The sequence below is a fragment of the Flammeovirga sp. EKP202 genome, from assembly GCF_014534745.1.
GTDB lineage: Bacteria > Bacteroidota > Bacteroidia > Cytophagales > Flammeovirgaceae > Flammeovirga.
Genome location: NZ_JACVVP010000023.1, coordinates 88,285 through 113,020, shown reverse-complemented (window position 1 = coordinate 113,020; position 24,736 = coordinate 88,285). Strand labels below are relative to the sequence as shown.

The 24,736-nt window shown below is 34.6% G+C and carries 20 protein-coding genes, 1 pseudogene and 1 riboswitch; of the genes and pseudogenes, 10 read left to right on the top strand and 11 right to left on the bottom strand.

What is annotated here, in order from left to right; genetic code table 11:
- The first annotated feature begins 124 nt into the window (after positions 1–124).
- Both IC221_RS15565 and IC221_RS29920 read left to right on the top strand, forming a co-directional pair.
- Positions 125–988 carry an AraC family transcriptional regulator gene (locus tag IC221_RS15565; protein ID WP_188169850.1) on the top strand — a complete coding sequence of 288 codons (864 nt, stop codon included), beginning with the start codon at positions 125–127 and terminating at the stop codon, positions 986–988.
- Between the two features lie 15 nt (positions 989–1,003).
- Positions 1,004–1,114, top strand: a pseudogene (locus IC221_RS29920) (AraC family transcriptional regulator); the annotation flags it as partial.
- Positions 1,115–1,178: 64 nt separating this feature from the next.
- On the opposite strand, the gene IC221_RS15555 reads toward IC221_RS29920, so the two are convergent.
- From IC221_RS15555 to IC221_RS15540, 4 genes are read right to left on the bottom strand one after another with little or no spacing between them, the layout of a single operon-like run.
- Entirely contained in the window at positions 1,179–2,252 is a 1,074-nt protein-coding gene (locus IC221_RS15555) for a YncE family protein (RefSeq protein WP_188169849.1), read from the bottom strand.
- 6 nt (positions 2,253–2,258) lie between these two features.
- Positions 2,259–4,205 carry a TonB-dependent receptor gene (locus tag IC221_RS15550; protein ID WP_188169848.1) on the bottom strand — a complete coding sequence of 649 codons (1,947 nt, stop codon included), beginning with the start codon at positions 4,203–4,205 and terminating at the stop codon, positions 2,259–2,261.
- A complete protein-coding gene (locus IC221_RS15545; RefSeq protein WP_188169847.1) occupies positions 4,198–5,334 on the bottom strand; it encodes an InlB B-repeat-containing protein in 1,137 nt (378 codons plus the stop codon). The genes IC221_RS15550 and IC221_RS15545 overlap by 8 nt, the downstream gene beginning before the upstream one ends.
- Before the next feature lie 53 nt (positions 5,335–5,387).
- Positions 5,388–6,341 carry an InlB B-repeat-containing protein gene (locus IC221_RS15540; RefSeq protein WP_188169846.1) on the bottom strand — a complete coding sequence of 318 codons (954 nt, stop codon included), beginning with the start codon at positions 6,339–6,341 and terminating at the stop codon, positions 5,388–5,390.
- Positions 6,342–6,463: 122 nt separating this feature from the next.
- Positions 6,464–6,647, bottom strand: a riboswitch (cobalamin riboswitch).
- A 342-nt stretch (positions 6,648–6,989) separates the two neighbouring features.
- On the opposite strand from IC221_RS15540, the gene IC221_RS15535 reads away from it, so the two are divergent.
- The 5 genes from IC221_RS15535 to IC221_RS15515 all read left to right on the top strand — a co-directional run bounded on the left by IC221_RS15535 (position 6,990) and on the right by IC221_RS15515 (position 11,879).
- Positions 6,990–9,209: an NADP-dependent isocitrate dehydrogenase gene (locus IC221_RS15535; protein WP_188169845.1), complete on the top strand. Its 2,220-nt coding sequence runs from the start codon at positions 6,990–6,992 to the stop codon at positions 9,207–9,209.
- A gap of 313 nt (positions 9,210–9,522) precedes the next feature.
- Positions 9,523–10,173 carry a bifunctional 2-polyprenyl-6-hydroxyphenol methylase/3-demethylubiquinol 3-O-methyltransferase UbiG gene (locus IC221_RS15530; protein ID WP_188169844.1) on the top strand — a complete coding sequence of 217 codons (651 nt, stop codon included), beginning with the start codon at positions 9,523–9,525 and terminating at the stop codon, positions 10,171–10,173.
- Between the two features lie 41 nt (positions 10,174–10,214).
- On the top strand, positions 10,215–10,748 hold the full coding sequence (locus IC221_RS15525; RefSeq protein WP_188169843.1) for an OmpH family outer membrane protein: 534 nt from the start codon (positions 10,215–10,217) through the stop codon (positions 10,746–10,748).
- Positions 10,749–10,821: 73 nt separating this feature from the next.
- A complete protein-coding gene (locus tag IC221_RS15520; RefSeq protein WP_188169842.1) occupies positions 10,822–11,337 on the top strand; it encodes an OmpH family outer membrane protein in 516 nt (171 codons plus the stop codon).
- 35 nt (positions 11,338–11,372) lie between these two features.
- Positions 11,373–11,879, top strand: coding sequence for an OmpH family outer membrane protein (locus IC221_RS15515; RefSeq protein ID WP_188169841.1), 507 nt, complete (start codon positions 11,373–11,375; stop codon positions 11,877–11,879).
- Between the two features lie 89 nt (positions 11,880–11,968).
- Here the strand turns inward: IC221_RS15515 and IC221_RS15510 are convergent, their stop codons facing one another.
- From IC221_RS15510 to IC221_RS15480, 7 genes are all read right to left on the bottom strand, one after another.
- On the bottom strand, positions 11,969–13,081 hold the full coding sequence (locus tag IC221_RS15510) for a DEAD/DEAH box helicase (protein WP_188169840.1): 1,113 nt from the start codon (positions 13,079–13,081) through the stop codon (positions 11,969–11,971).
- A 270-nt stretch (positions 13,082–13,351) separates the two neighbouring features.
- Positions 13,352–13,822 (bottom strand): hypothetical protein, encoded by a 471-nt coding sequence (locus tag IC221_RS15505; protein ID WP_188169839.1) that lies wholly within the window; start codon positions 13,820–13,822, stop codon positions 13,352–13,354.
- A 161-nt stretch (positions 13,823–13,983) separates the two neighbouring features.
- Positions 13,984–14,847 carry a hypothetical protein gene (locus IC221_RS15500; protein WP_188169838.1) on the bottom strand — a complete coding sequence of 288 codons (864 nt, stop codon included), beginning with the start codon at positions 14,845–14,847 and terminating at the stop codon, positions 13,984–13,986.
- Positions 14,848–15,001: 154 nt separating this feature from the next.
- A complete protein-coding gene (locus IC221_RS15495) occupies positions 15,002–15,787 on the bottom strand; it encodes a helix-turn-helix transcriptional regulator (protein WP_188169837.1) in 786 nt (261 codons plus the stop codon).
- A gap of 17 nt (positions 15,788–15,804) precedes the next feature.
- Positions 15,805–16,515, bottom strand: coding sequence for a LuxR C-terminal-related transcriptional regulator (locus IC221_RS15490; protein ID WP_188169836.1), 711 nt, complete (start codon positions 16,513–16,515; stop codon positions 15,805–15,807).
- A gap of 163 nt (positions 16,516–16,678) precedes the next feature.
- Positions 16,679–18,004, bottom strand: a complete 1,326-nt coding sequence (locus IC221_RS15485; RefSeq protein ID WP_188169835.1) for an NCS2 family permease — start codon at positions 18,002–18,004, stop codon at positions 16,679–16,681.
- 30 nt (positions 18,005–18,034) lie between these two features.
- Entirely contained in the window at positions 18,035–18,826 is a 792-nt protein-coding gene (locus tag IC221_RS15480) for a hypothetical protein (RefSeq protein ID WP_188169834.1), read from the bottom strand.
- Between the two features lie 595 nt (positions 18,827–19,421).
- Between IC221_RS15480 and IC221_RS15475 the strand changes: the two genes are divergently transcribed.
- The 3 genes from IC221_RS15475 to IC221_RS15465 all read left to right on the top strand — a co-directional run bounded on the left by IC221_RS15475 (position 19,422) and on the right by IC221_RS15465 (position 24,692).
- On the top strand, positions 19,422–21,296 hold the full coding sequence (locus IC221_RS15475; protein ID WP_188169833.1) for a WG repeat-containing protein: 1,875 nt from the start codon (positions 19,422–19,424) through the stop codon (positions 21,294–21,296).
- A 201-nt stretch (positions 21,297–21,497) separates the two neighbouring features.
- Complete coding sequence (locus IC221_RS15470) at positions 21,498–23,438, top strand: serine protein kinase (RefSeq protein ID WP_188169832.1); 1,941 nt, start codon at positions 21,498–21,500, stop codon at positions 23,436–23,438.
- A 75-nt stretch (positions 23,439–23,513) separates the two neighbouring features.
- On the top strand, positions 23,514–24,692 hold the full coding sequence (locus IC221_RS15465; RefSeq protein WP_044207405.1) for a DUF444 family protein: 1,179 nt from the start codon (positions 23,514–23,516) through the stop codon (positions 24,690–24,692).
- Positions 24,693–24,736 lie beyond the last annotated feature (44 nt).

The window sequence follows — 24,736 nt, the reverse complement described above, 5'->3', positions numbered from 1 at the left end:
TAAAAACAGCTTAATTTAGCATCCTTATATTTATACTTTTACCATTCGCAAATTTTTGGTGAGCGAAAGGTCAGTAAATTACATTTCAACTTCCATTTTATACGCTCAACAATCTCTCATCTTGATGAAAACAATTCGATTTCAACAAAGTACAGGCTCTGAATTATTAGATCAACTACAAAGATATTTTGGAGGTAATATCAACAAGAACAAACTAATTTTTGATAATAATAAAGTAAACGGAGAAGTTACTTTTTATAAGGTATTTGATGGTATGGAATTATTGACTTTTGATATCAACCATAACTCAGATATTGAATTTATAATTGAATCCATAGAAAATCAGGATGATAAACAGATGATTATTCGTTTTGAGTATTCTTCTTCATTAATTTCAGATATTGTTGAGAAAAAAAATATAGAAACTAACGGAATGTATATTCACAGTGCTAACATTCCTTTTGTATTAAAAAGTAAACCTTCAGATAGTACAAAATGGTTAAGTATTCGTTTGACAAAGTCTTATGTTGAAAAGTACTTAGAGGAGACTGAAAAGATTTTAAGTCAAACTTTCAGTACTGAAAAAACATGGGTGATCTACGATATAATTCCAGTTGAAATTCAATTGCTTTTGCATAGTATATTCACTATCCCCGATTCAGTTTCAATACCACTAAGAAAAGGAGTGATTTTCGGGAAGTCTATTGAAGCATTAGGTGTATTATTTGATAGAGTTTTGTCAAGAGAAGTACCTAATGAAAATGATGGTATAGGATTGCATTCAGATGATTATAAAGTCATGATTTCAATAAAAGATTATCTTTTAGAAAACTTGCATAAACAAATTTCTCTTGAAGAAATTTGCGAGAAGTTTTATGTATCTAACTCTAAATTAAGAAGAGATTTTAAGAAAGTATTTGGAACAGGCGTGAAACAGTTTGTGATCAATACAAAATTAGAGCAGGCTAAATATACTCTAATCAATTAAGGAGTTTCTGTCACTGAAGTAACAAGACTATATGGATATAACTCAATTTCTAAGTTTTCAGAAGCATTTAAAAAGAAATTTAATATTTCCCCAAAACAAGTAGCTAAAAAATATAGCTATTTATAAAGCTTGATTGATGAAAGGAAGATGCTTTTCTTTCATTATGAGGACTAAAATTATATTGATTTTCTTACTGAAACACAATTTCATTAGGAATTACACCCACCTTAAAAGAGTCTAACTTTACACCCTCTTGGTTGTATTTGAAAATCCAACCTTTCTGAACGTAATCAATCGCATCTGCAACATAGATATCATTATTACGAGGAGATACACCAAGTCCGTAAAAAAGGCGTTTTTCTTTTGGGATAATGGAAGTGGGAGTGGAGGTTTCGATGGGCAAAGCAAATACATCTTTTTGAATATAGTATAAAATGTCTTTTTCCTTATTGATACGAAGTCTGGAAGGCATACTAAGGTAATCATTTGCAGAGAGATCTAGGGTTTTTATTATTTCAAATTGAATGGGATCAACTTGAACAATAGCAGGGGTAAGCTGAACTAAACCTCCATTACAAAGCACCCATATTTTGTCATTTTTATCAACCTGAAGGTCAATAGGCCCGTAAGGAAGTGCTAAACTATCTACAATAGCATCGGTTTGTGCATTGATTTTTAATAAAAACTGTCCACCTTTTCGGCTGTCATATACTGTTCTGGTTTGTGTCATGTAAACGAAATCACCCACTTTACACATTTTTTCGGTCCACCCTGATGTTCTAACTTCTTTTTGAATAGTATTAGAATCAAGATTTAGAACATAAAAACGATCCGCATATAGTTCAGTTATGTAGGCTTTATTTTCATCTATTGGTAAAAGATAACGCGGACTACTTCTTGGAATTTCGATTCTTCCAATCCATTTAGCGGTTTTGGTTTCTATGATATCCACTCTCTCTGAATTATTGACACATATATAACCTTTTTCTCCAATAATGGTCATGGATTGAGCGACATTTCCTAATTCAAAATCATTCCTTTGTTTGTAAATTTCTTCATATACGCTATCCGATTCATATTTTTTGAACGAGAGTGTACCATGTCCCCAATCGAAATTACCCTCATTGATCACAAATAAACCTTCCTCAAAAGTAACTTCCTCAGGCACTTCTGGTGTGTTAGAAATAGGCATGCTGTCCTCAACAGTATTGCATGCATCAAAAGAAAGGGTAACTAATATGAAAATAAGAATCGGAAAACGCATATATGATTATAGTTTATAAGTAAAGGTGAGTTGATATACTCGGCCAGGCATTGGTTTTCTAGCAATAGACTGATAGTGGAAAGCGAAAACATTTTCGATTCGAGCCTTTAAGTCGAATCGATGTTGACGAAAGGAGAACTGCTTACCTATACTGAAATTTGTGAGATAATAAGGAGGTAAATATTCGCTTCCATCAGTTTGTGTTAATCGCTTTCCGTATATCTGCTGTTCCACTATCCCGTACCAAGATTTGTAATTTGCTTGTATATAACCTTGAGCACTAAAGACAGGAGTATATATTAATTGTGTGCCTACTGATTGGTCTAGTTCATCATAAGCCTCTAAGTTTTCTGACTTTACATAAGATACAGAAGCATACCCAATCCATTGCCAGTCACTCTTATGATAGGTCAACTGTAAGATTTGTTCAATACCACGACTGTGTACTTTCTTTAAATTTTCTGGACGCCATAAATTACTGACCGCCGGCTTCCAAACTATCCAGTTATGAATAATAGAACTGAATGCAGTGATGTCATAGCTCAATCTCCAATTATTTTTCCAATGCGATTGAATACCCAAAGTTCCTTCATAAGTCCATCCCTGTTCTGGTAATAGATCAGGGTTTCCAACAGGGTACCAATAGCGGTCATTCAAAGAAGGAGCATGGAAGTTTTTGGAAATATTACCTCTAAGACTATAAGAGTATTTTCCATTTTGATTCCATTGGTATTCTATCCCTAAGGAAGGCAAAATAGGTTTGAGATCACCATCTATCCATTGTTGTCGAATAAGAAAACTCATGGACAATTGTTCTATAGGGAAATAATCAAATCCACCATATAGATCAATGGTGTTTTGATGCACATCAATAATTGTTGAGTCGGATGAAGCTTGGTATTGATTACTGCTAATTTTGTCCCAAGTATAATCATAACCACCTCTTAAAAGCAGTTGATCATGAACTTGATACGACGCTCTAAGGTGTGATTGGTATTGATATGAAGTTGAATTAGAATGGGTGGTTTTTGGCGTTTCATCATTACTTAAAAGCTTTTCATACCATAAATAATCATGAATATAAGCGTTATTCCACTCCATTTTGAAATTGTCATGATTGACTTTCCAAGTGACTAATCCTCTAAATGATTCATCACCTTGTTTTGAATCACCATATCTACTATCCATAGAAGGCGTCAACTTTCGTTCACTATTCTGATACCAAATATTACCTTGTAGCGTATGGTTTTCATTTATTTTATAGCCGACCTCTTGCAATGCTCCATATTGTATTTGTCCGGAGTGATCATTGCTCCAGGTTGGGGTTTCAGGTTGTAATGGATTGACAAACTCAAAAAGGTTTCGACCGTCTTTATAAAATAGTTTGGTAGTACTGCTCCATTTTTCATTTGAAAAAGAGATGCTACCATTTGTGATTGAATTTTGTAATGTATTATAAGTTTGAGAGAAGATAACTTCCTGTTTTTTGTCCCAGTTTAATTTACTATTCATCTGTATGCCACCCCCTAAACCACCTGTACCATAAAGTAAACTGGATGCACCGTAATTGACAGTGACTTCATCGGTGAAAGCGACAGGAAATAGTGAAAGGTCAACCTGACCCAGCATAGGTGAGTTCAGGTTGATTCCATTCCAATACACTTGGGTGTGACTGGCACCCGTACCACGGAAAGAGGGAGTAGCCGTACCTCCCGCTCCGTAGCTTTTGATAAATATGGGAGTAGTTAGGGTTAGTAATTCTCCTAAAGAAGCTGACAAATACTGATCAATTTGCTCTTTGTCAATTTTAGTGTTTTTGAAACTGATTCTCTCAGGTATGCGTTGCCCGATGATTTCCACTTCGCTTAAGTAAGTAGTTGAATCAATTTGTGCATTTGCCTGCGAAAACCAAAAGCAAACGATCAGTAAAAGTCTAAACTTATAATTATTCATTTGTAGGAAGTAGACTGATATCTGCCGCTTTAACAATTTCTGGAGAACGCTCTCCAAGCCAGTGTGCAATTTCAGTAGTTGCTGTATATACTTTTACAAAGTCTATTGCAATAAGCTCTACTTTCTCTCCATTTTCATCTACAGCATTACTGATATCAAAAAGGTCTGCACTTCTTAAAATTCCTTCATTCTCATACCCTCTGTTGTCTGCATAACCCCAGTCGTAAGCAGGGTTGTGGTAATATTTCCACTCACCCATATCCTCAAACCAAGTATTAGACTTTAGTTTAGTACCTGTAAATGTGATTTCATCCTCTTCATAAAAAGTAGGGAACATAGGCTGTTCATGGAAAGGTTTAACTGGAGTAAAGTCCATTTCACCTTCGTTTTCAGTATCACCATACTTTTCTTTATATTTAATAATATGTTGATCTTCCTCTGGGCCAGGTCTGTAGTAAGTGATAGAATAATTGTGAGTGGTTTCATCTTTGTAATATTCACTCCCAGCTAATTCATACCAAGGCTCATCATCATCTGCTATGCCGTTGTGATTCAAATCTTGACAAACCATTACGATACCTGGCTCACTATTGTCTTCAAATGAATTTCCGTAAATAGCAATATCGTCTCCTTCTCCATTCATGATAGAGTGGTCAAATTTAAATGTGACATTTCCTCCAAAAGTCCCTAATGAGATAAATTGATACGAATCACCAATGATATTGACAACAGAGGCTTGGTCATCTACTTTGTTTAAAAATTGTCCTGGAGCAGGTGAGAAGTTTAATACTTCCGTGATATATGGGGTCGCATTTGGATTGACAATAGGAGTATAGATAGCATCCCACGTTGCCGTTAATGTAAATTCTTCTTTTACTGGTTCCCCAAAGTCATAAGGCATATCGTTTTTTAACCACGTTACAAATTCAGATCCATCCATAATTGGATCATTTGGTTTAGTAACTGTATCACCATCAATGATCAATTGTGATTCAACAGCTGAACCTCCTGCAGGGTCAAATTTCACTTCATGTAAAATGCTTTGATCTTCTTGAGAATCACAACTCGCAATTAGCCCAAGAATAGATAAGAATAAAAGTTTGTTTAGTATAGTAAGTCGTTTTTTCATTTTTAGATAAGTTCAATAGCTATTGCCCAAATTGAGCAATAGCTGATTTAAAATTATATATTGTCAGTAAATTGTAATTCTTCACCTCTTAAAACAGAAATCACTTTTCCGTCTACCTCAATAGTTTTTACAAACTTGTTTTGTCCTAACATTGCTTCAATTGTAGCAACATAGTCTTCGGAAACGTTATCATAAGTACCTTCTTCAGCTCCTAAAGTTTTGATATAAACTTCCGTTTCACCTATCAATACTTTCACTTCATCTTCGCTTGTGAAAGTCACTTCTCTTACATTACCTCTTACCACTTCATTAAAAAACTCAATACCATAACGCATTGGAGCTAACCATTTTGAACCATTGTAAGCATTTGTTCCTGTTTCATCAAATTCTTCATTTCTTCCATACCCAAATCCTAGTTGAGGAGAAGACATGTAAACATCTTTTACCAAATCAAAAACAAAAGTTTGACCTTCAATGTGTGTATCATTTTTAGTGAATTTCAACGGGAAAGAAAACATTCCGAAATTGGAGTGATCATAGAAGTCTTTTGAGCTGTTGCCTTCAGGATCAGTAATGTAAGCTTCAGTTCCCCAAGCCCAACCGAACATTAAATAATTGATTTGAGCTTTTACCAACATATGTTTTTGTGATTCCATGGCTTGGAAGTCATCAAGGGAAATAGTTTGATATGTTACTTCAGTTTCACCCACTGAAAACATATATTTTGCTTCAATACTGATAGGGGATGTAACAGGTGTTGCAAAGTCATACGGTTCATTTTCGTGATACCACCCAAGGAAATCAGATCCTTCTTTTTGAGGGGTTTCAGATGGTTCTGCTACCGTTTCGTTTTCAATGACAGAGACAACAACATCACTGTCACCGTTATTGATACGAAAAGTTACGTCAAATAAGGGGAGTTCTTCCGTTGCTTTTTCACAACTCGTGAAGCCTACGGCTAAAATTAGGAAAAGAAGATTGATTAAGTTTGTAAGCTGCTTTTTCATTTTAAACTAGAAAAATTGTTTTTCAACAACTTACGGGATGGAGAGACACAACTATTTATTGTGCAGATTAGCGCAAGCAAAATGCAAAAAAATACCTCCAACTTTATTCCCGAAGTTGTCTTTTCGATTAATATAAAATTGGTAGGTCTCCTGACTTTCTCCTTTGTTACTCCTTCTCATTCAGATCAAATGAATAATGGTTATCTGTAACAAATTTTTGATTGAGATTTACAGTTGCGGGTACAGTCCTAGAATTACACTAGGTTCCCTGTTATTCTTCTCAGAACCAATTATGATACAAAATTGCAGGGTTGGTTTAAGAGTTTTTATGATGTAAGTCAGTGTTAACATATGATTGATAATATCGACTAAAGTAAACGATTGTTAATCTTGTTGAAGGTTTTGCGAAGAAATTTTATAAAAAGCTCAATTAGAAAATCTTTAAAAAAATAGGTGTTTGACGCTGTTTTTTTGTTTTTTAAGATAAAAAAATTACTAAGAAAATGATTTTTGTTCTGATTTTCTAAACATTTATTAAATTTGCAACTTGAAAATTAAGAATGCTCTAGGAAAGAGTAGATTTAATTAAACAAAACAACAAATTTCGGCAGCATTCAGTGTGTTTCCCTATCACATAAGAAAAAAGACATGGCAAAAGCAAAAATTATTTACACCAAAACAGACGAGGCACCAGCATTAGCTACCTATTCGTTTTTACCAATCGTAAAAACATTCGCAAGTGCAGCAGGCGTTGAAATCGAAACAAAAGATATTTCTTTAACAGGACGTATCATTGCTAACTTCCCTGAGAATTTGTCAGAAGACCAAAAGATCGGAGATGCTTTAGCGGAACTAGGTGCTTTGGCAAAAACACCAGAGGCGAACATCATCAAGTTACCAAACATTTCAGCTTCTATTCCACAATTACAAGCTGCAATTAATGAGCTTCAAGCATTAGGATACAATATTCCTGATTATCCAGCTGAGCCTGCCAACGCTGCCGAAGAGGAAATCAAGAGCAGATATGCAAAAGTTTTGGGTAGTGCTGTAAACCCTGTATTGAGAGAAGGAAACTCTGACCGTAGAGCTCCAAAAGCAGTGAAGAATTATGCAAAGAAACACCCTCACTCAATGGGTGCTTGGACGGCTGATTCTAAATCACACGTGGCAAGTATGCCTGCTGATGATTTCTATGGTAGCGAAAAATCTGTTACAGTAGACAAAGCAACTGATGTTAGCATTCAGTTTGTAGGTGCAGATGGTTCAACTTCTGTATTGAAAGAAAAAGTAGCGCTTTTAGAGGGTGAAATTATAGATGCTTCAGTGATGAACGTAAAAGCTTTAAAAGCATTTATCGCTGAGCAAGTGGCTGACGCAAAAGCACAAGGTGTATTGTTCTCATTACACATGAAAGCAACAATGATGAAGGTTTCTGACCCTATCATCTTTGGTGCAGCAGTAGAAGTATTCTACAAAGATGTATTTGAAAAATATGCTGATTTATTCAACGAGTTAGGCGTTACAGCAACTAACGGTTTGGGTGATGTTTATGCAAAAATTGCAGGTCACGCAAAACAAGCTGAAGTTGAAGCGGCTATCGAGGCAGTTTACGAAACAGCTCCTGACTTGGCAATGGTTGATTCTGACAAAGGAATCACTAACCTTCACGTTCCTTCAGATGTGATTATTGACGCTTCTATGCCAGCAATGATCCGTACTTCTGGTCAAATGTGGAACAAAGCAGGAAAACAACAAGACACGAAAGCGGTTATTCCAGACCGTTCTTATGCGGGTGTTTACCAAGCTACAATCGACTTCTGTAAGCAAAACGGTGCTCTAGACCCAACAACAATGGGTTCTGTATCAAACGTAGGTTTGATGGCACAAAAAGCAGAAGAGTACGGTTCTCACGATAAAACATTCCAAATGTCAGCAGCAGGTACTGTAAAAGTAGTTGACGCGGCAGGTACTGTATTGATCGAGCAACCTGTAGGTGAAGGTGATATCTTCAGAATGTGTCAGGTGAAAGACCTTCCAATCCAAGATTGGGTGAAATTAGCAGTGAAGAGAGCGAGAGCAACAGGTACTCCTGCTGTATTCTGGTTAGACGAAAATAGAGCGCATGATGCTCAATTGATTGCTAAAGTAAACAAATACTTAGCGGATCATGATACTGACGGTTTAGAGTTATTGATCAAAGCTCCTGTAGCTGCAACTCAATTCTCATTAGAGCGTATCGTGAAAGGTGATGATACAATCTCAGTAACAGGTAACGTATTAAGAGATTACTTGACTGACTTGTTCCCTATCTTAGAAGTAGGTACTTCAGCAAAAATGTTATCAATCGTTCCATTGATGAATGGCGGTGGATTATTCGAAACAGGTGCAGGTGGATCAGCTCCTAAGCACGTTCAACAATTCATCAAAGAGGGGTACTTAAGATGGGATTCATTGGGTGAGTTCTTAGCGTTAGCCGTTTCTTTAGAGCACTTAGGTGAAACGTTTGACAATCCTAAAGCGAAAGTATTAGGAGAAGCATTAGACGTAGCTACAGGTCGTTTCTTAGATAATGATAAGTCGCCAGCAAGAAAGGTAGGTGGAATCGACAATAGAGGTTCTCACTTCTACTTAGCGTTATATTGGGCACAAGAGTTAGCTGCTCAAGACAAAGATGCTGAGTTAAAAGCTCAATTTGCTGAGTTAGCGAAAGACTTGACTGAAAATGAAGAGAAAATCAACGCTGAGTTGATTGGTGCTCAAGGTAGCGCTCAAAGCATTGGTGGTTACTACCATCCTTCATTTGATCAAGCTTCTAAGGCAATGCGCCCAAGCTTTACTTTAAATGATGCTTTAGCACAACTTGTATAAGTTATAGTGTTATAATACATAGATCAACCCTGTCTTGCAAAAGGCAGGGTTTTTTATTTGTTGAAGGAATTTTGGAGCTAATGTGATTAAGGAGGTGTTCAATAGTACTTTTTTTGGAATTATTGAAGATAAATACCAGAGGATGTAATAAGTTATTTTTCTATCTGTTAAATATATATAATTGATTTTTAGATTCTTTTAGGATCATTTTGTAAGGTGTTGTTATCCTTGGGTTTATTTGCATTATTTTTGTATAATGTGATAGCTGTATTTATTACGTTTAAATATAAAGTCCTCATTTTAATATTATATTATGCTAGCGAAAGATAGTAACGCTTCATTCTATTCAAACATGCCGTTAGATATTTTCATGGGTTTTGCTGAGAAAATTGGGCTCTCAGAGGGTGAAGATGTTGATCAAATATATGAAGATATAAAAGAGAGTTCTCTTCTCATCGAATTCGGTTCAGGGTATGGAAGAGTGATTCAGGCTTTAAAAACAAAAAACTTCCAGGGTCAAATTGTTGGGATAGAACGAGTACACGAATTAACTGAAATTTTAAAAGAAAAGGCATCAGAAAATATTACAATTGTTGAAGATGATTTATGCTATTTAGATTGGCATAGAGAAAAGGCCGATACTATTTTGTGGATGTGGTCGGGTATTTTGGAATTAACGCCCGATGATCAGCAAAAAGTAATCACAAAGGCGTACGATATGCTTGTCGATGGTGGTCAATTGATTATTGAATGCCCATTTAATGATTCCATTTCTAAGGTGGGAATGTTATCAAATGATAAAAAAATTGTCGTAAAGGAAGCTTGGGGTGTCTTAGATGCAACACTTGTTGAAAGTAATGATATTGAAAATTACTCCTCTAATGCAGGTTTTTCATCTCATTCTCTACGGAAATATGAAACGACTACAAATTTGACAAGAGCAATTTATACATTGATAAAGTAAAATATAATAAGCATATTTGACGAAATTATGCTAAAAAATATATGAAGAACTTACTCCTTATTAGTCTGTTCTTTTTGATCAACGTTCCGTTGGCATCGGCTCAAAGATTTGGTTACATTGACTCTCAAGTAATCATAGAGTCTTTACCTGAGTACAATGAAGCTGAGGATAAACTAAGAAAACTAACGGACAAATGGTTAAAAGAGCTAGATGATATGAAAAAGGAGGTGGAAGACCTTGAGCGTGCTTACACACATGAAGAGATCTTACTGACTCCTGAAATGAAAGCTGAAAAGCTTGAAGCCATTGCTAGTTTGAAAAATGATATGAGAGAGTTTCAAACCAATCATTTTGGATATGAAGGCCTTTTATATTCTAAAAGAATGGAGTTTATGAAACCGCTACAAGACAAAATAGCAAAGGCTTGTGAGGCAGTAGCGAGACAAAAAAAGTTAAATTTTTTATTTGATAAAGCTTCAGATATAACTTTAATCTACTCAGATCCACGTTATAACTATACTGATTTCGTTTTAGACGAACTTGGGGAGGGAGATCCTGAGGATTCTCCAAGATAATTTATATTTTTGCAAGGAAAACCGTACTAATCAGTTAGTGTTTTTATAAATAAACAGAGAAATTAATTACGCAATGAAGAAAATCTTATTCGCGCTTTGGTCGTTGATGATGCTATCTTCAGTGGCAATGGCTCAACAAAAAGTAGCCTATATCAATGAGGATAGTGTGATTACTTCTATGGCAGAGTTTAAAACGCAGCAAAAGATCATTGAGTCTTATGCAAAGCAGTTTAAAACTCAAATAGAAATGAAACAACGTACTTTGCAAGAGAAATACCAACAGTTAATGCAAGGTCAACAATCAATGGCTCCTGCTGAGATTCAAGAAAAAGAAAAAGAGTTACAAGCTCTACAACAAGAAGTTCAAGAATTACAACAAAGAGCTTCACAAGGTATTAATAAAAAACAAGCTGAAGCGATGGAACCTCTAATGAAAAAATTAGAGTCGGAAGTAGAGGCAGTGGCCAAAGAAGGTGGTTATTCAATTGTTATAGCCAAAGGTGTTATGGCAAGAATAGGAGCTTTCCTAATTGACGCCAACGGTGAGGACATTACTGGTAAAGTAATTGCCAAAATGAACGGTCAATAGTCAAATTAGTTTTTAGAACTTACAAACGAAGAACAATGAAATTAAAAGTTATATTCGCATCTTTATTTGCAGTGATGCTTATGAGCTTCTCAAATGAAAGTGCAGCTCAAACTAAAATCTTTGCTTACGCAAACCTTGATAGTGTAGTAAGATCAATCCCTGAATTTGAAACTAAAATGAAGGAATTGGAAAGCTATCAAAACCAGTTGTATACTTCTATGCAACAACAAGAGCAAGAGTTTCAATCGAAGTATGCAGATTTCCAACAGAACCAAGCAAACTGGTTACCAGAAATCATCCAGCAAAAAGCACAAGAATTAGAGTTGTTACAGAGAAACTTACAAGAGTTCCAACAAACTGCTCAGCAAAACTTTGCAAAGCGTCAAAATGATGCCATCACTCCTTTACGTCAAAAAGCTGAAGCGGCATTAGCTGATGTAGCAAAGGCACAAGGATACCAATATGTATTACCAATCGAAATGTTGTTATACAATGATGGTGCTGATGATATTACTGAATCTGTAATTCAGAAAGTAAAATAATTTGGTATACCACTAAGGAATACCAAAAAGAAAAGGCTAGGTTGATTTCAATTCAACCTAGCCTTTTTTATATCTTGAAAGTCGACTTCTTAATCGAAGATCTGTTCCATAGTAATACCGAACTCGTCTTCAATCTCATCCAACTTGCTCAATTCTTTCTTGCTCACAATACATAAAGATACGCCAGACTTGCCTGCTCTTGCCGTACGGCCACTTCTATGTGTAAAGTACTCTGTTTTATCTGGAAGTTGATAATGCACTACATAGGCTAAATCTGCAATGTCAATACCTCTTGCCGCCAAATCAGTAGCTACCAAAATTTGTAATTTATTGCCTTTGAAAGCACGCATTACTTTGTCTCTTTCCTTTTGATTAAGATCTCCGTGAATAGACTCTGCTTTGAATTGCTTACCGTGTAACTGTTTTGCGACTTGTTGTGCTTCCGCTTTTGTTTTCGTGAAAATAACCCCTCTTGCATCACCTTGCTGACGGATAAACCAGTTCAGTGTTTCCATCTTTTGCTTTTGCTCCGCTAAAATGTACTCGAACTTGATTTTCTTGTTGATTACATTAAATTGATTTACCTCAATACGATGAGCATCCTTAGCCATGTATTTTTTGATGATTTCCTTAATTCCGGCAGGGAAAGTAGCAGAGAAAAGCCATGTTGCTTTCTTATGAGTAGTTAATCTTAAGATCTTAGCGAGATCTTCTTTAAAACCCATACTCAACATTTCATCAGCTTCATCCATGACCACCGTTTTTACATAAGATAGGTCAATAGCATTTCTGTCTACCAAATCCAATAAACGGCCAGGAGTGGCTACTACAATGTGTGTAGGGCGTTTAAGATTGTTGATTTGCTGATCTAATGAGGCACCACCATATACTGCTTCACAAAATATCTTATGGTAGTATTTTGTAAAACGGAAAAGTTGTTTCTGTATCTGTTGTCCTAACTCTCTTGTAGGAGATAAAATCAATGCTTGGGGTTGAGGGTTTTTAGGATTGACTAATTGAAGTAGAGGCAATCCAAAAGCGGCTGTTTTGCCTGTTCCTGTTTGTGCCTGTCCAATAAAATCCGTGCCCTGATTTAATAAAAATGGGATTGATTTTTCCTGAATAGACGTCGGCTCTTCAATTCCATTTTCTTTAAGTGCTTTGATAATTGCACTTGAGATTCCTAATTCCTTGAATGTCATTATGCTTGTTTTTAATGCTTTCGAGTGCAAAGGTAATCTGAATAATTGGGATTCTATTAGTTATTAGGAGGATATATACATTCTTTAAGAAGAAAAGGGGGAAAGCTTTTCTTCTTAAAGAATATAAGTACTAAGACAAAAAATGAAATTGAATGAACGGTGATCTATTTTTGGTTTAGTTCTTACTGTTATTAAGGTCACAAATTAAATGTGATAATTTTGATCGGTTAATAACAAGTGGACAATGAAGATGTAAAAGTCAAGTTGAGTTTAAATTCTATAGAGGTTTACCCATTCAATGTAGATGATTTTGGGGTTGTCTTCCCACATCTCCTGAGGTAGTTCTATTTCAACAAATGATTCTTCTTTTACAATCCTTTTCTTTTCAGCTCCTTTATAGGTAGCGATGTATTGGTGATTACCAACACCAGCAGCATGAAAATGCTCGAAAAGGTGTTCTTTGTCAAGATTAGTGTAAGCTTTGAATCCTTCTAAACGGGGGAAAGGAAGCTTCACTGTAATTGATTTAGGCCATACGTTGCCCTCGGGTAAGGTAATAGTACCTTTTCCAATCTCTGAAATTTCATTAAAGACAATTACTTTTTGTTCGTCGTCTCCAATCATTTCCACTTCATGGATTCCTTTGGTTGCATCGTAGCTTAGTGTAGTGTTAATCTCTTCTGAGCTATTGCATCCTGAAAATATCAGTAGAATAGCAGATAAAATAAATACGTTTCTCATTAAGGCAATACAAGATATTCTGAGTGACTTTTACATGTTTCCATAATATATAAAAAAACTAAGAATAACTTGTGGATTTTGAATAATATAACAAAAAAAGAGTGAACTTTTATAAAAGAACACTCTTTTGATTAAGTCTTAATAAGAAAGTTTTGTGTTTCTTAATAGCCTAGTTTTATGATGTTTAGATTGTTGGCATATTCGCTGGTAATCGCTAATTCATTTGTTCTCTTAATGTAAATCATCCCACTTGGTCCATCACTAGAAGATTGGATAATACGGGGTTCTCTTGAAAGTGAACTGTTGATTTTTATAATTACATTTTCCTTATGATCGGCTCCCCAAGCTGTCAAATAATAGCTCATAGAACCATTGAAAGTAATGTCTTCTAAGTAAGGGAAATCCATGATCTGTAACTTCAATTCAACCGCTTTATCCTTTGGAGAATAAGCATATACGCCACCTTCTGTTTCAAGTGAACTAAGAATTAAAATATCTTTTGACTTTTTATCAAAATAAATTCCTGTAGGTGAAGGTACATCTGTAGTGATAACTTCAACTTCTTCAGACTTTACATTCACACTAAACACTTTAGAGGCTTCTTTATCAGAAATATATAGAAGGTTTCCATTGCAAGTAATAGCATGTAAAGCCTTAGCTCCTGCAACTTCCACGTTAAAAACTTCTTTATTGTCTTTTATATTAAAACCCTTTACCCTGTTTGAGTCCGCTACATACAATGTGCTATTCAAAATAGTAACACCTCTTGGATGTACTAAATCTTTTGTAACGAATACAGCTCCTCCTCTACGGCCTCTTTTAATAATTCCATGGTTTCCTGAGGAACTAATAAAGAATAAACCTGATTTTTCATCGAAAGCAATATCATGTGGAGATTGAAGTTTTGCATCAGGATCTGCTGAAAGTGTTTTTTTGCTTTTTTTCTTCTTTGCTTCTTTGTTTTGTCCCGATACGGTACTAAAAAGAGATAAGGTAATTAATAAACTAAATAATAATTTATACATCTTGCTAGATATTAAGTCTATTTGGAGTCTTGTTTGGCACAAAGATAACAGAGAATTCAAAGATGCATAAATTTTCAATTGTGATATAAAGTTAAAATGGTCACTTTCATCACAAGGAGAAGGGAATATTGAAGCAATTTTTTCAACTAAATATCTACAGCAAATTCTGTTTATAGGCCTCTGTAGCGAGGTGAATGATATTTTTCTTCTTATTTTTCTTAATCATGTTTTTCCGGTGACGGTTTACTGTTTCAACGGATATATTTAATGTTTCAGCCATTTCTCTTGTATTCAATCCTTTGATGACATACTGTAATATTTCTAGTTCTCTTTTGGATAAAACCAGAGAAGGTAGAGCTCCTTTGGTACGATGTTCTGAAAGATCAAAGTGATGTTCTTCCTTACTTTTCATATTATAAAAAGAGATCCTATTATCCTGTTCTATTAAAGAATGGGAAATATCAGTCACTACAGAGAAAAACTGCTTAATTTTTCCATTCTCAATTATAATTGGAATATCATGTTGAAGAAAAGAGGTGATTCTTTCGTTTTCTCTTTTTATCCTGAATACAAAACTTGACCGAAACAAAAAGGGGGCTTTTTCGTCGAACAGAGCCAAGTGCTTTTTAAAAACAAAATCTATCGCATTTCTGTAAATTACTTTGTCTTCTTCGACTAAAAAACGGTCAAGATCATGAAATAAATAATCTAGTGAAGTAGTTGAAGTAGGACCTTTATACTCTACTCCCGAATTTTGAAGCAAAGTAAAACTATAGTTCTCAATGTCAATTAAGAAGTGCAAAGATTTCCCAGGAAGAATATACTCCTTTTCCCTCTCAAACGAGTCATTAATAAAGTCTTTATGTTGTAAAGCTGTAATAAAGTAATCACTATTTTCTTTGTAGGTATTTTGAATTTGTTCAATAAAATTGACTAACATTTATCTTTTATTTTGAGTTAAAAGATTTTTTGAAGTATAGCCTTTTGAATAGCCACCATAATATTTGGGGTGTTTGTTTTCGAGATGATATTTTTTTTGTGAGTTGAGATGGTGTGGATACTAATATTTAAAATAGATGAAATGACATTGTTTGAATACCCTTCTGATACCAGCTTTAGGATTTCAATTTCTCTTTTTGTCAGTTTACGGATATTAATAACCTGTTCAAAATTTTCAATAGTATCCACATGATAATAAGAAGGAAGCTTTTGATCATGAGCGATAAAACTCAGATTAAATGCTTTCGTTTTGTCATATTCTTTTTTGATAATTTGATTATAAGCTAAAACATATTTTAGATGGTTACTATCATCAAGTTCTAAGACTCTAACCTGTACTAAACAAGGGTATACATTACCATCTTTATGTAATAATGGGTAATAGTAAAAGATGGTGTAATGCTCAAGATTTTCATAGAAATGATGAACAAAAAAAGGAAGTAATTCACCCAACGTTTTTAAGATAGGTGCATAATCTTTTGGAGGGGTTAAAGAAAAATTAGAATTGAATAAAGCTTCATGAAGAGCATATCCAGTCTCTTCTGTAAACGAAGGAGATAGGTACTCAAATCTTAGTTTAGTACAATCATAGATATAGTGAAAAGTACTGTTGCCAATACTCAGAAATCTCTTATGATCTTCTAAAATATTATCAAAATCTACAGGCATGTTAATAGTATTGGGAGCTTCCCTAACGAATTATAGTATAAAGATGTGGTAATCACTAACCAAGGTAAAGCGTAATAATAAGGATTCTACTTCAATTATACCAAAAAAAGCCAATAATATCTTAAAATAATATCATTGGCTTTTCAACTTATTTTTATCAGTGTTACGAGATAGCTGAAATGTAAAGATTAATAGCCGATAAAAGGCCAATTACCCACATTACCTTTGAAATTCTACTTACTTGTCCACTGCAAATTGCAATAATCAAATAGGAAAGAAAACCGAAAGTCAAGCCATTACTGATACTGTATGTCAAAGGCATTAAGATAATGGTTAAAAATGCTGGAGCACCTTCTACCAAGTCATCAAACTTAATTTCTTTGATATTTTTAAACATATAAATACCGACCATCACCAAAGCAGGAGCTGTAGCAAATGCAGGAACTATAGTTACAATTGGTGAGAACAATAATGCGATGGCAAATAACGCTGCGGTAAATACTGAAGCTAAACCTGTTCTTGCACCTTGTGAGATACCTGAGGCCGATTCTATATATGTTGTCGTTGTTGATGTACCTAATAATGATCCAATGACTGTAGCTACTGAATCAGCTTCTAGGATTTTACCAATCTTAGGTATATTTCCTTTTTCATCAACCATTTTGGCTTCGTATGAACAAGCGACAATGGTCCCTACTGAATCAAATAAATCGACAAACATAAATGAGAAAATAGGAGCAATAAATGCTAAATCTAATGCACTCATGATGTCCAACTTAAAGGCTATTGGAGCAATAGAAGGAGGAACTGAAATTAATGATTCAGGCAAAGCTACTTCACCTGCTATCATGCCTACTACCGTCATGACAATGATACCAATTAAAATACCACCTCTCACTTTCATTGTCTCTAATACAACAATAAATACAAGACCTAATAAAGCAATAATAGTAGGTGTACTTAAGTGACCTAAAGAAACGAGTGTAGCAGGATTAGACACAACCAATCCCATACCTTTGAACCCAATAAAGGTGATGAAAAGGCCGATACCTGCCGAAGTTGCCAATCTCAACGAAAGAGGGATCGCATTAACGATTTTCTCTCTTACACCAAGCACTGTTAAAATGATGAACGTAACACCAGAAACGAATACAATTCCAAGTGCAGTTTCCCACGGTAAACCTCTGCCTATTACAAGAGCATAGGTGAAAAAGGCATTCAATCCCATACCTGGAGCCATTGCAAAAGGAACTCTAGCCCAAAATGCGGCTAATAATGTACCAATAAGTGCAGCGACACAAGTAACAGTAAATAAAGCACCTTTGTCCATGCCTGCATCACCCAAAATACTTGGATTAACAAATAAGATATAGGCCATTGTGAGGAAAGTAGTGATACCACCAATAGCTTCCGAACGGATTGTTGTATTATGTTTTTTTAAGTTGAAGAAGTTTTCAATAAAACCTCCTTTATTATGACTAGCTTCCATTGTTGGAGTTGTTTTTTAGTGTTGAATAAATTACCAAGTTAGACGTACAGCAGCTTGAGGAGCAGTCACTGATATGAATTCATTGTAATGCATGTATACATCTACACCCACTTCTAATTTTGTGAATTCATCAGGCATAAAATGTTGACCTAAGTTGTATAGCACTCTAGGTTGAGCAAGGAAGTCAGTTCCCCAGTAGTAGTGGTCTTTTCCATTGGGAATAAAATCAAAGAAACCTTGTAAGCGAAGTCCAATTTTTCTTGATAATGGAAGGTCGTAAACACCCGTGATTTGTGCTAAATGATCCGTGTTTTCAGCAAAAGTAGAGGCTTTATAATAAACCATTAATTTTAGGAATGTATCGTAGTTTGCAGTTTTGAAAGTCATACCTACACCGCCTAGTAATGCATAAAAACTAGAGTAAGAAACGTTCAATTGACCTTCAACAGAGAAGTCTTTGAAAATCCAGAACCCAAGGTCTTTACCCGTGATTTTGTTTAATGACAACCAAGGAGACCATTCCGTATATAATCTGATAGGTCCGTTGTGAGTAACATTACCGTCAAAGTCTGTATCAGGTATCATGTTGTCTGCTGCCATGAAGTTGATAAATGCATAGTTACCACCATAACTCCACTCAGATACGTGATCTAATGTGATAAGCCACATGTTACCGTTTTCAGTATTGTTACCGAATTGAAAATCTTCGTTGCCAGAACCATAAGCAACTTGTGCAAATGTAGAATTGAAATTCTGAGCCTTTGTAACATTAAAAGTAAGTAAAGTAAGTGCGAAGAATACGAAAGATAATAAATGTTTCATATGTAGTTTTAAATAATGAAAAGATCAAAAAAAGGATAATCTTACCAAACAGTACTGTAGGGTTAGATTATCCTTTTGATTATATAAAGAGGACTAGAATTGTGATACGATCTTACTAATAAGCAAGACCGATCACTTTCTCCTTTATTTCGTGAAGCGTCAATAATTCGACCTAAAAAGCTTGCAAACATTAATGCTATTCTGTTTACATTTTTAATAGGTAACTTGATTAGAAAGGTAGGGTTTTGAGGGATAAAGAATTGAGAGTGTAAAATGCTATTTGCAAAAAAAGCATTGTAAGTCTCTTTTTTTAACAAGATTGAATAGGACATTAAATTGCCTATAAAACTCATTTTGTTTTTTATTTTTTCCAAATCACACTAATAATAACACCGTGTGCAATATTATTAATTTCGTTAAGAATTGAATAAAAAATTTAAATAATAAATATAAACGAAAATGGAAATGTTAGTAATATTTACGCGTTCTATGGAATTGATGTAGGATTGATGACTATTTTAAAGTTCATTTTTACAGATAGTGTTTCATTAGATTTATCTTAAGTAACCCATTTAATTATTTTACAAAACAACCTATGAAATTATCAGTACTTCTTATTCTTAGTTTTTTGGTCTCAATGCTTACACCAAAGCAGCTTATTCCAGTAGAAAAAAATGGCAAATGGGGATATTGTGATCAGAATAAGCAATTGGTGATCAATTACCTGTATGAAACAGTTACGCCATTTAATGCAAAAGGAGTTGCCATTGTATCCAAAGGCGGTAAGTATGGAATAATTGGAAAAGATAATCAATGGAAAGCAAAAGCAAAGTATGCGAATATCAAGTTTACGTTGGAAGAGGATGAAATGATAGTGAGAAACACCAAAGGAAAACAAGGTATTATTAATGCTGAAGGAGATAAGATATTGAACTTAGAATATGATAGTATTAAGCCGTTTGATCACAATCATTCTTACCTCGCTTACAAAAATAACCTTTGTGGTCTTTACAATACTAAATCTAAAAAATGGAATCTTCCACTGGAATATACTGCCATTACATTTAACGAATATGGTTTGCTGGAAGCAATGGATGAAAGTTCATTAGGTCTTATCAATGAAAAAGATTACTCACTGACTTCTAAGGGGATAGTGGTCAATAAAACAAGGGGAAGTAAGGAATTTAAATCCATAAATTTTGAACAATGGGAGGACTTAACTGTTATAATCACAAATAATGGATATAACATTATGAATAAAGAGGGGAAAGTACAATTAGCAGAACATACAGACAAAATAATCAAAAAGATTGACAGCGAATATTATAACTCAAATGGTTTTAAGCTTCCCCATAATGCAAAATATATTGCTGGAGATAAAGTATACGTAGAAACTTCAGGGCAACAGATAGAAGAACATCAGTTAGATGAATATTTAGTGGAATCTAAATTGGATGATGAAATCAAAATTAAGAACGTACCTCATTCGAAGAAATACGCATTGTATAAAGAAGGGAAAAAAGTCTCTTATGAATATGATTCCATCAAGTCATTTAATGACGACTTTTTACAAGGAATAACTTATAAGGATAATCAAAAAAATGTCTCCTTATTACCAATTTCAGAGAAGAATAAACTTAAAATTCTTCCTGTTGTCGATCATTTTCATTCCGTTATTAATTATATCTCCAACGGTAATGATCCAACACGAGAATGGGTTATTCTAATGAATGAAAAAAAGCAGCAAGGCATCTTCGATTTGAATACTCAAAAATTTGTAGTGCCACTGAAGTATGAACAATTGTACATTCCATTTGTAGAAAGTTATGGACTGGCATTGGTGGGACATACAAATGATCAATTTGCTTTTTATGATATACATCTTCAAAAACAAGTTACTGATATGAAATATGACGCTAACATCTCACAAGAGTGTATAGATGAAGGTTACTTGTTTTTAGAAAGAATGGGAGAAGGTGTAGAGTCCAAAAGAGTAATGGATATTTACGATTTAAATGAAAAAAAACTGACAGGGAAAAAGATAGATGGATACAATATAATTAAGCGAAAAAAGAAAGGAACCGTTCACTACAGTAATAATAATAGCGGATGGGAAACGAACATTGATTATGAATTAAGTGAGTTTGCTCCTGAGAACTTTGCTTCTTGTTATCTTCAAGATCAAGGTGATGGACAAATCACAATAGGCTTTTTGGATCGGAATTTTAATATTATTATTCCTCCAAAATATGCAACCGTTGAATTTAGTAGTTTGAATAATCCATATCTTAAGGTAACGGACTTTGAATTTAACGAGGGAATCATTGACGTTAATGGCAAAATAATAATTCCTTTGGGTAAATATTTATCGGTAGGAGCGATGGAAGATGGAATTGCACCCGTTGAAGATTTAGACGGAAATAAATTTTTTGTCAATAATAAAGATGAAAGGTACATCGTAAATCCTTGATATTTAACATATTATTAGTTGTTAATGCGTTACTTACTTCGTATATTATGAATACAAGTACTCATTTACTTTCATTGTATCCAATTAAAAACAGAAATAACGATACTTTATTTTAACCCATATACCATTTAGAATGTAATGTTTCTCAATTGCACAAAAATTAGAAACATCGTTACATAATGAAACCAAAAAATAACAACTATGAATGCCGCAAATGATCAAAATGAATTCAAAAAGCTTTTTGACTCATTCCGTAAAGAAAAGAATAAAGCGGAAGAGAAAATCTCATTTTTGGATTATCTAGAGATTGTACAAAACAATAACGATTTGGGTGATCTCGCTCACAAAAGAATGTATAAGGCCATTACCAAAGATGGCGTTTCGCACCTAGACACCGATAAGGACGTAAGGCTTAGAAGGATATTTGGAGCACATACCAAATTGAAAAGTTATAAGTTCTTTGAAGATGAGTTTTTTGGAATTGAAAAAGTATTACAAAAAATAGTTAGGTATTTTCATTCAGCCTCGCTGAAAGGAGAGGAAAGCCGACAAGTCTTATTTTTAGTAGGACCTGTAGGTGCAGGGAAATCTTCATTAATAGAAAAATTAAAATCAGGACTAGAAAAATTGAGTCCTTTTTATTTCTTAGAAGGTTCACCCATGAATACAAATCCACTTTGTGCTATTCCTCCAGAACTCCGCCCGGAGATGGAAAGCCGTTTGGGTGTTGAAATTGAAGGAGAATTAGACCCTGTAACGCAGTTTAAACTTGACAACGAATTGAAAGGTGATTTTACGAAGTTCAATGTCATCAAAAGAGATTTCAGTATTCGTAAAAGACATGGTGTAGGTATGGTTCCACCTGTTGACCCTAATAATCAAGATACTTCAGTACTCATTGGTTCTGAGGATATTTCAAAACTAGACCGATACAGTGAGGATGATCCAAGAGTCCTTACATTAAATGGTGCTTTTAATGTGGGTAACAGAGGTTTAGTGGAATTTATTGAGGTATTTAAAAATGAAATTGAATACCTACATGTAATGTTAACTGCTACTCAAGAAAAAAGAATTCCCGCTCCTGGTAAACATGGAATGATTTATTTTGATGGTGTTATTTTAGCCCACTCCAATGAAGCGGAATGGAATCGATTCAAAGCAGATCATACGAATGAAGCAATCTTGGATAGGATTGTAAAGATTGAAGTACCTTATGTATTAGAAATTTCAGAGGAGATAAAAATCTACCAGAAGATTATCAATAAATCAGATTTTAATGCTCATATCGCTCCACATTCATTGGAAATTGCATCAATGTTTGCCATTCTGACCAGGTTGAAACCAACCAATAAATGTGACCTCCTTACCAAATTGAAATTGTATAATGGTGATGAGGTAACAGAAAATGGACAATCGAAAAGAATTAATGTCTTAGAGTTAAAAGAGGAGCATGAAGATGAAGGAATGAGCGGTATTTCGACTCGTTTTATCATGAAAGCATTGGATAATGCCCTTTCTGATACGGAAACAAATACAATTCACCCAATTGCGGTTTTAGATGCTTTACAAACGAAGTTGAAAGAAGAGCCGTTAGCCGGAGATGTGAAGAGTCATTATATGGATATCTTGAAGGATATACTTTATAAGGAATACCTAAAAATGCTTGAAATTGACATTACAAAAGCATTCGTACATGCTTATGACGAACAAGCAGAATCACTCTTCCAAAACTATTTAGATCATGTAGAGGCTTATGTATTGAAACGCAAAGTACAAGGGCAGAACAATGACGAAATGGAGCCAGATTTAAAATTCTTAGGTTCTATTGAACAACAAATTGGTATTGCAGGTACTGCTGCGGATGGCTTCAGACAAGATGTAATGAGTTATGTGACTCATATTTTAAGAAGAAATGGGGCATTACATTACACAAGTTATGAGCCATTGAAGGAAGCAATTGAGAAAAAACTAATGGCGTCAGTAAAAGACATCACAAGAATTATTCTTAAAGCTAAAACAAGAGATGAGGGACAAATGAAGAAATACAACGCCATGGTAGAGCAGATGATTACCATGGGATACAACGAAGAAAGTGTAGAAGCTGTATTGTCATTTGCATCCAATAACCTTTGGAAAGACTAAGTATTCTAATAAAAGAGCATGTTAGAAAACATGCTCTTCCCATTTTTTGAAATTTAGGATTAAACTTAGTGAAGTATGGCTATTTTTAAAGAATTTAGTAAGCAGAAGAGAGACCGATCTGTAGCAGACCGTCAGCGGCATAAAGAATTAGTCAAAGACAAAATCAAGAAAGGAATCTCTGATGTTATTGCCAATGAATCCATCATTGGTCAATCAAAAGATAAGAAAATCAAAGTTCCAATCAGAGGTTTAAAAGAGTACCGTTTTGTATACGGTTCCAATAAAGGAAAAGGGGTAGCTCAAGGCACTGGAAAGGAACAAAAAGGACAGGTGATTCAAGACCAATCAGCTCCACAAAAAGGAAAGGGAAAAGGAGAAGCTGGAGAGGATGCAGGTGAGGATATTTATGAAACAGAAATTTCTTTGGAAGAAGCTGTAGAATTGATGTTCGAAGACCTGGAACTCCCAGATATGGATCAGAAAAAGTATTTCCAGTCTGAAACTGAAGTACTTCGGAAGTTGGTCGGTTATCAAAAGAAAGGAATCAGGGCACGTTTGTCGAAGCGGAAGACAATGATGAATCGTATTAAACGAATGAAAGCAAAAGGGGTGGATAGTGCCGCTTTGAAAAATTCGGATGAAACGTTTCCATTTCACAATGATGATCTTGTATATAGAAGGCTACAAGTAGACGTTGAAGAACATTCAAACGCTGTAATATTGTGTTTGATGGATACTTCCGGTTCTATGGATCAGACTAAAAAATACCTTGCCCGAAGCTTTTATTTTATGCTGTATACTTTTCTCCAATCTCGTTATGAAAATACAGAAATTGTATTTATTGCACATCATACAGAAGCGAAAGAAGTGACAGAAGATGAATTTTTTCATAAAGGAGAGTCTGGAGGAACAAAAATATCCTCAGCTTATATCAAAGCATTGGATATCATAGAAGATCGTTTTAACCCAGCGCTTTGGAATATCTATGCATTTCATTGTTCTGATGGAGATAATTTTGCATCCGACAACAAAGCAGCTATTGAAGCCGCCGAAAAACTAACCCAAGTCTGTAACTTATTTGGATATGGCGAAATTAAGCCAGACATGGGATACTCTTGGTCAACAATGTTGGATGAGTTCAAAAAAATACAAGAAGAAAACTTTGTTTCCTTAAGAATGAGGTCAAAAGAATCTGTTTGGCCAGCGCTTAAGAAATTCTTAAACAAAGACAGAAGTAATACAATGATGGATTAATGAGCAGACCGATGATCAATCATTAATTCTTTAAAAATATAACA